We start from the raw sequence: 7,528 nt of genomic DNA on the forward strand, positions 1-7,528 counted from the left end.
GGGGAACTGCGCGCCCAGCCCCACACCACCCGCACGCATCCACTGACGCCCGCGCCCCATCAGCGGCGCGAGGGAACTGCGCGCCCAGCCCCAAACCACCCACACCCGCCCACTGACGCCCGCGCCCCACCAGGGGCGCGAGGAACTGCGCGCCCAGCCACAAACCACCCCGCACTCGCCCACGGTGATTCCCGCAATGGCTATAAGGCGCCCCCTCCAAACCCCACCCAAACCACACCCAACGCCGCCCCCCAGCCAACCCCCACCGCCCCCCGCTCAACCGCCGGAGGCTTACGCTGTCCCTCGTGGCAGAACCAGTCGTGCGCATCCCGGATGCGAAGGTCGCGCTGTCCACGGCGTCCGTGTATCCGGAGTCGACGGCGACGGCCTTCGAGATCGCCGCGCGCCTCGGTTACGACGGCGTAGAGGTGATGGTCTGGACCGACCCGGTCAGCCAGGACATCGAAGCCCTCCGCCGCCTCAGCGACTACCACCAGATCCCGATCCTCGCCGTTCACGCCCCCTGCCTGCTGATCACCCAGCGCGTCTGGTCCACCGACCCCTGGGTCAAGCTCCAGCGCGCCCAGGCGGCGGCGGAGAAGCTGGGCGCGTCGACGGTCGTCGTACACCCCCCTTTCCGCTGGCAGCGCCAGTACGCGCGCGACTTCGTCACGGGGATGTGGCGCATGGCGAACGAGACGGACGTACGGTTCGCCGTCGAAAACATGTACCCCTGGCGCTACCGCGACCGCGAGATGCTCGCGTACGCCCCCGACTGGGACGTGACGAAGGACGACTACCGCCACTTCACCATCGACCTCAGCCACACCTCGACGGCCCGCAGCGACGCCCTGCAGATGATCGACCGCATGGGCGACCGCCTCGGCCACGTCCACCTCGCCGACGGCAACGGCTCCAACAAGGACGAGCACCTGGTCCCGGGCCGCGGCACCCAGCCCTGCGCCGAACTGCTGGAGCGCCTCGCGCTCTCCGGCTTCGACGGCCACGTCGTCATCGAGGTCAACACCCGCCGTGCCATGTCCAGCGCCGAACGCGAGGCGGACCTGGCGGAGGCTCTGGCCTTCACCCGCCTGCACCTGGCCTCCGCGGTGAAGGTGCCCCGCCGGTGACGGACGCCGCCACCCCCCGTCGTAGGGGACGGCCTTCCCGTACGGAGACGGAGGCGGCCCCCGCCACCCGCGACCGCATCCTGGACGCCGCCCGCGAGGAGTTCTCCGAGCGCGGCTACGAGAAGACGTCGGTGCGCGGCATCGCCAAGGCCGCCGGGGTGGACTCCGCCCTCGTGCACCACTACTTCGGCACCAAGGAGCAGGTCTTCGAGGCGGCCATCGAGGTCGCGTTCGCGCCCGCCCTGGCCGCGCCCACCGCGGTCGAGGACGGCCCCCTCGACACGGTCGGCGAGCGCCTGACCCGCTTCCTCCTCGGTATCTGGGAGAACCCCACCACTCGGACCCCGCTGCTCGCCATCGTCCGTTCCGCCGTGAACAACGAGACCGCGGCCGCCGTCTTCCGCCGCCTGGTCGCCGCCCAGCTGCTGCGCCGCATCGCGGGCCGCCTCGACCTCCCCGACGCGGAACTGCGCGCCGAACTGGCGGCGGCCCAGCTGGTGGGGGTGGCGATGCTCCGCTACGTCATCAAGGTCGAGCCGCTGGCCTCGGCGGACGTGGAACGCATCGTCGAGCGGGTGGCCCCGGTGGTACAGGGCCACTTGACAGCCCCGTGAGCCGAGCGCCCCTTCAGGGGCGCGGGGAACTGCGCGCTCAGCCACATCGAACCCGCACCACCTACCGAGAACAGCCCCCGGCACTCGCCCCCCGAGACGCGCATCCCGCATTCCGGACGCCCCGTCCGAATCCTGGCGCACCGGCGTAGGCTCGACCTCAGTCATTACTCTCCGAAGGAGCGAGCGACGATGCCCGAGCTGAGGTCCCGCACAGTCACCCACGGCCGCAATATGGCGGGCGCACGCGCCCTGATGCGCGCCTCCGGTGTACCGGGCGCGGACATCGGACGGAAGCCGATCATCGCGGTCGCCAACTCCTTCACGGAGTTCGTGCCGGGCCACACCCACCTCCAGCCCGTCGGCCGCATCGTCAGCGAGGCGATCACCGCGGCCGGGGGCATCGCGCGCGAGTTCAACACGATCGCGGTCGACGACGGCATTGCGATGGGCCACGGCGGCATGCTGTACTCCCTGCCCTCCCGCGACCTGATCGCGGACTCGGTCGAGTACATGGTGGAAGCCCACTGTGCCGACGCCCTGATCTGCATCTCGAACTGCGACAAGATCACCCCCGGCATGCTCATGGCGGCTCTGCGCCTGAACATCCCGACGGTCTTCGTCTCCGGCGGCCCGATGGAGTCCGGCCGCGCCACCCTGGTCGACGGCACGGTCCGTACGCTCGACCTGGTCGACGCGATCTCCGACGCGGTGAACGACAAGATCTCGGACGAGGACATCCTCCGTATCGAGGAGAACGCCTGTCCGACCTGTGGCTCCTGCTCCGGCATGTTCACCGCCAACTCGATGAACTGCCTGACCGAGGCCATCGGCCTGTCCCTCCCCGGCAACGGCTCGGTGCTCGCCACCCACACGGCCCGCAAGGGTCTGTACGAGGACGCGGCCCGCACGGTGGTCGAGATCACGCACCGCTATTACGACCAGGACGACGAGTCGGTCCTGCCCCGCAACATCGCCACGCACGCCGCGTTCGAGAACGCCATGGCCCTCGACATCGCCATGGGCGGCTCCACCAACACGATCCTGCACCTGCTGGCCGCCGCCCAGGAGGCGGGCGTCCCCTTCGGCCTGGACGAGATCAACGAGGTCTCGCGCCGCGTGCCGTGCCTCGCCAAGGTCGCCCCGAACGTCGCCAAGGACCGCACGTACTACATGGAGGACGTGCACCGGGCAGGCGGCATCCCCGCCCTGCTGGGCGAACTGCACCGCGCGGGCCTTCTGAACGAGGACGTCCACTCGGTCCACAGCCCGTCCCTCTCCGACTGGATGAAGATGTGGGACGTGCGCGCCGGCTCCCCGTCCCCCGAGGCGATCGAACTGTGGCACGCGGCCCCCGGCTGCGTCCGCTCCTCCGAGGCCTTCTCCCAGTCCGAGCGCTGGGAGGCCCTCGACGAGGACGCCGAGAACGGCTGCATCCGCTCCGCCGAGCACGCCTACTCCAAGGACGGCGGCCTCGCGGTCCTCAAGGGCAACCTGGCCGTCGACGGCTGCGTCGTGAAGACGGCCGGCGTCGACGAGTCCATCTGGACCTTCGAGGGTCCGGCGGTCGTCTGCGAGTCCCAGGACGAGGCCGTCGACAAGATCCTCCGCAAGGAGATCACCCATGGTGATGTCGTCGTCATCCGCTACGAGGGCCCCAAGGGCGGCCCGGGTATGCAGGAGATGCTCTACCCGACGTCCTTCCTCAAGGGCCGCGGCCTCGGCAAGACCTGCGCCCTGATCACCGACGGCCGCTTCTCCGGCGGCACCTCGGGCCTGTCCATCGGCCACGCCTCCCCCGAGGCGGCCTCCGGCGGCACCATCGCCCTGGTCCAGGACGGCGACCGCATCCACATCGACATCCCGAACCGCTCGATCGAACTCCTGGTCTCCGACGAGGAACTCGCCACCCGCCGCGACGCCCTGAACGGCGTCTACGCCCCCGCAAACCGCGACCGCAAGGTCTCCGCCGCCCTCCGCGCCTACGCCGCGATGGCAACGAGCGCGGACAAGGGCGCGGTACGAGACGTCTCGAAGCTGGGCTGATCCGACTCCGGAAGCTTTTCAAGGGGCCGCTTCTTCGGAAGCGGCCCCTTTGCTCTGCCCCTTTGGCTCACCAGGCCGCCGGATCGTCCCCCGCCACGCCGAACACGGTCCCGTCGGGAGCACTCGCGTAGACGTGGCCATCGGCGATCACCGGCGTCTGCAGTCCGGCCGCGACCCGGTCCGACTTCGTTGCGAGCCTTGTCCGGGTCTCGCCGACGAGCTTTCCCCGGTCGGCGTCCACGGCGAGCAGCCGCCCGTCGGCCGCGGTGAAGTACACGTGCTTGGCGTCGGCGGCCGGTGCCGAACCCCAGCTCACGGCGGTCTCGAGGCGCCAGCGCTGCTTCCGGGCGTCCATGTCGACGGCCACCAATGCACCGAGGGTGCTCATCATGTAGACGGTGCTCCCGCGGACGGTGGTCTGAGCCTGCGGCAGCGCCACATCGAGCCCCACGCGGTGCGACGTCTTGCTCTTCGGGTCGTACTGCACCAGGGCGACGGTCTGGGTGTTCTTGTTGACCGACGTGAAGGACATGGTGCCCCGCCATGCGCCGACCGGATACAGCGTGCCCTTGAGACCGGTGTTCCACCGCACGTCGCCGGTCTCCGGATCCACCGCGGTCACCTGCGTACGCGTTCCGTCGCCCGTCGTGCTCGTGGCGTAGGCGAGCTCGTCCCCGGCGAACGCGGTGATGTTCTCCACCGTCTGTCCCGGCAGCCGGCGGCTCCAACGGCTCTCACCCGTGGCGCCGTCCACCCCGCTGACCGTCCCGTCGGCACGGGTGAGGAGCACCATGCCCCCCACCTGCTGCCACCGGTCGTACGCCGTAAGGTCCATCTTCCAGCGCACCTTGCCCGAGGCCGGATCGAGCGCCTCCAGGAGCCGGCCGGCGTGGGTCACGGCATGCACGAGGCCGCCCGACATGACGGGTGCCCCGTCCGGGAGGCTCTGCTCGGCCGAGGTGTGACGCCACAGCACCTTGCCGTCGACCGGGTCGAGGGCGGAGACCAGTCCCGGCTGGGCACAGAACAACTTCCCGCCTCCGTACGAGCATTGGGGTGTCCCACTTGCTCGGGCCGCGGGCTTCGTGTCCCACCCGCTGAAGGCGGCCGGTGCGGACCGCTGCTCACGGTCCGGCGGAGCGGCGCTGCTGTCGTCCTGTCCGAGCAACCGGGTCGTGGCCAATGTCCCGCCCGCGACAAGGACGAGAGCGCCGACGGCGAGGGCGACGCGCCTGAGAGCGCGGCCCTTGGGTCGTCGCGCGGACGGCGGAGACTCCGCGTCGGCAGGGGCGGACGGGGTGGCGGGGGCAGACGGGGCGTCGGCCTGGTTGGTGCGCTGAGCCGGAATGAACGCCTGCGTGTCGTACGAAGCCGCCACCGAGCGCAGCTCCCGCATCAGCTCGTCGGGCGTCGGCCGGTCCTCGGGCTCTTTGGCGAGGCAGCGGGTTATGAGCGGTGCGAGGTTGCGGGGCACGTCGGTCAGGTCCGGCTCGTCGTGGACGACTTGGTAGGCGACGACGTAGGGGCTGTCGGAGTCGAAGGGGCCACGGCCCGTCGCCGCGTGCACCATCACCGAGCCCAGGGCGAAGATGTCGGCGGCCGGTCCCACCTCCCGCGGACGGCGGAACTGCTCGGGCGCCATGAACGGCGGCGTTCCGATCAATTTGCCTGTTTCGGTCCGCAGTTCACTGTCCGACGGCCGCGAAATACCGAAGTCGATGACCTTGGGGCCGTCTTCGGCGAGCAGGACGTTGCTGGGCTTGAGATCCCGGTGTACGACTCCCACCCGATGGATGTCGCGCAGCGCCTCGGCCAGCCCGGCCATCAGCCGGCGCAGTTGGGAGGCGGGCATGGGCCCGTTCCGTTTCACCTGTTCGGCGAGGGTCGGGCCCGGTATGAACAGGGTCGCCATCCAGGGGCGCTCGGCCTCAGGGTCGGCGTCGACCACGGGCGCGGTGAACGCTCCGCTCACCCGCCGCGCCGCGGCGATCTCCTGCCGGAAACGCCCCCTGAACTCGGGGTCCATGGCGAACGCGGCATGCACGACCTTCACCGCGAGCCGCAGCCCCGAACCGCTGCGGGCCAGATGGACCACGCCCATGCCACCGGATCCGAGGCGCTCGTCCAGGCGGTACTGCCCCGCGTACTCGGGAAGTTCCGCTTCCGGATCCGCTCCGGAGTTCCGCTGTGGCGCCATGGACCCACCCCCGTGCTGTTCGTCCGCGCGCGCGACGCACGGAGCCTAGTCGATTCCTCGTGCGAGACCGAGGCGGCTTGCTAGCCTCCGCGTGCGACAGGCGTACACATGTGCACTGCCTGCATCCATCGGTCCACCGATTCATCTGCTCGATCTGTTCCATCTGATTCAACGGGGGAGGCCTCAATGGCTGTTGAGCGTATTGAAAACATGGAAAGCAGTGACGAGGAAGCGGTGTCGTCGACGACGACCGCGAGCGCAACCGCAGCGGTCACCTACCCCATCGCACCCGGCTACGCGGTGAACGTCCGCAGCGGCCCCGGCACCAGCTACCGCATCGTGCGGGTCCTGCCCGAGGGCTCACGCGTGTCGATCTTCTGCCAGCGCCCAGGCGAATCCGTGAGCGGCCCATACGGCACTACCAGCATCTGGGACAACATCGCCAACGGCGAGTACATCTCGGACGCCTATGTGAAGACCGGCAGCGACGGCTACGTCGCGCCGCGCTGCTCCTGAGAAGAAGGAGACGGACGACATCATGACTCCCTTGCGCAGACGGAGCATGCTGGTCGGAGGGCTCGCCGCCACCGTCATGCTGGTGGTGGGAGCCGCTTCCGAGGCTGCCGCAGCCACCAGGACCTACCCCATAGCCCCCGGGTACTCGGTGAACGTGCGCTCCGGCCCCAGCATTTACTACAGCATCGTGCGGACGTTGGTGCCGGGCTCGTCCGTTCCCATCTACTGCCAGGCTCCGGGAGACACGGTCACCGGCCCCTACGGGACCTCGAACATTTGGGACAACATCGCCAACGGACAGTTCGTGGCCGACGCGTACGTGAAGACGGGCAGCGACGGCTACGTCGCACCGGTCTGCTCCTGAACGCTTGAAGGCCTGGGGCCCCGCGCCGACCGGAGCGATAATCGTCGAGTGAGTGACGAGAACCAGTCCGGTACCCCCGCGGGACCCCAGCCCGAACCCCTCCGCTTCTTCGGGACGACCTGGGTGGCCCAGAACGGCGGCTACACGGCCCGCCGCATCGCCGTGGCCGTCGGCTCGCTCGCCGCCGCGGTCGCCGCCTGTTTCGTGCTCCGCTTCGCCTACCAGGGCCTGGCGATCGCGGACGTCGGCAAACCGGTGACCCTCCTGGTCGTGGTCATGTTCGCGGTGTGCAGCGCGCTCGCGTTCCGCCACACCTGGGACGCCTTCTCCAAGCGCCCCGACCCCGACCGCCAGGCCTCCCTCCGGGGCCTCCTGGCCATCGGCTTCATCGGCTCCCTCCTCGCCTACGCCTTCCGCACCCTCACCGAGGCCCCGGGCGAGAAACTCGCCCGCGAGGAGTACGAGGAGGCGCGCCGCCAGTACGAGCGCCGCTCCCGCAACCCCTCCAAAAAACGCCGCCGCCCCTGACACACCCCCTGGCGTCCCTTCGCCGGCAGACGCCGCCCAGTTCCCCACGCCCTCAAGAGCGCCGGGGGCACTGGGGCACTGGGGCGCAGCCCCGTGCCCCAGGGGCGCGGGGAACTGCGCGCCCAGCCCCCACCAC

Annotated in this window: 7 protein-coding genes; 6 read left to right on the plus strand and 1 reads right to left on the minus strand. The window is 70.2% G+C overall.

Features of this window, described 5'->3' with window-relative positions:
* Positions 1-305 precede the first annotated feature (305 nt).
* The 3 genes from ACFVWD_RS34570 to ilvD all read left to right on the plus strand — a co-directional run bounded on the left by ACFVWD_RS34570 (position 306) and on the right by ilvD (position 3,787).
* On the plus strand, positions 306-1,130 hold the full coding sequence (locus tag ACFVWD_RS34570; protein WP_075032411.1) for a sugar phosphate isomerase/epimerase: 825 nt from the start codon (positions 306-308) through the stop codon (positions 1,128-1,130).
* On the plus strand, positions 1,127-1,744 hold the full coding sequence (locus tag ACFVWD_RS34575) for a TetR/AcrR family transcriptional regulator (protein ID WP_168494291.1): 618 nt from the start codon (positions 1,127-1,129) through the stop codon (positions 1,742-1,744). Before ACFVWD_RS34570 ends, ACFVWD_RS34575 begins: the two co-directional genes overlap by 4 nt.
* 189 nt (positions 1,745-1,933) lie before the next feature.
* On the plus strand, positions 1,934-3,787 hold the full coding sequence (ilvD, locus tag ACFVWD_RS34580) for a dihydroxy-acid dehydratase (protein ID WP_389601855.1): 1,854 nt from the start codon (positions 1,934-1,936) through the stop codon (positions 3,785-3,787).
* Between the two features lie 67 nt (positions 3,788-3,854).
* Here ilvD and ACFVWD_RS34585 read toward each other — a convergent pair whose 3' ends face one another.
* Positions 3,855-5,984 carry a serine/threonine-protein kinase gene (locus ACFVWD_RS34585; protein ID WP_389601857.1) on the minus strand — a complete coding sequence of 710 codons (2,130 nt, stop codon included), beginning with the start codon at positions 5,982-5,984 and terminating at the stop codon, positions 3,855-3,857.
* Positions 5,985-6,194: 210 nt separating this feature from the next.
* Between ACFVWD_RS34585 and ACFVWD_RS34590 the strand changes: the two genes are divergently transcribed.
* The 3 genes from ACFVWD_RS34590 (at position 6,195) to ACFVWD_RS34600 (ending at position 7,392) form a co-directional block, all read left to right on the plus strand.
* A complete protein-coding gene (locus ACFVWD_RS34590; RefSeq protein ID WP_389601859.1) occupies positions 6,195-6,500 on the plus strand; it encodes an SH3 domain-containing protein in 306 nt (101 codons plus the stop codon).
* 76 nt (positions 6,501-6,576) lie between these two features.
* Positions 6,577-6,864 (plus strand): hypothetical protein, encoded by a 288-nt coding sequence (locus ACFVWD_RS34595; RefSeq protein WP_389601870.1) that lies wholly within the window; start codon positions 6,577-6,579, stop codon positions 6,862-6,864.
* A gap of 48 nt (positions 6,865-6,912) precedes the next feature.
* The gene (locus ACFVWD_RS34600) at positions 6,913-7,392 is read left to right on the plus strand and encodes an EamA/RhaT family transporter (protein WP_389601861.1); all 480 of its coding nucleotides are present in this window, start codon (positions 6,913-6,915) and stop codon (positions 7,390-7,392) included.
* The last annotated feature ends 136 nt before the right edge of the window (positions 7,393-7,528 follow it).

The organism is Streptomyces sp. NPDC058086 (genome assembly GCF_042885015.1).
Taxonomy (GTDB): domain Bacteria; phylum Actinomycetota; class Actinomycetes; order Streptomycetales; family Streptomycetaceae; genus Streptomyces.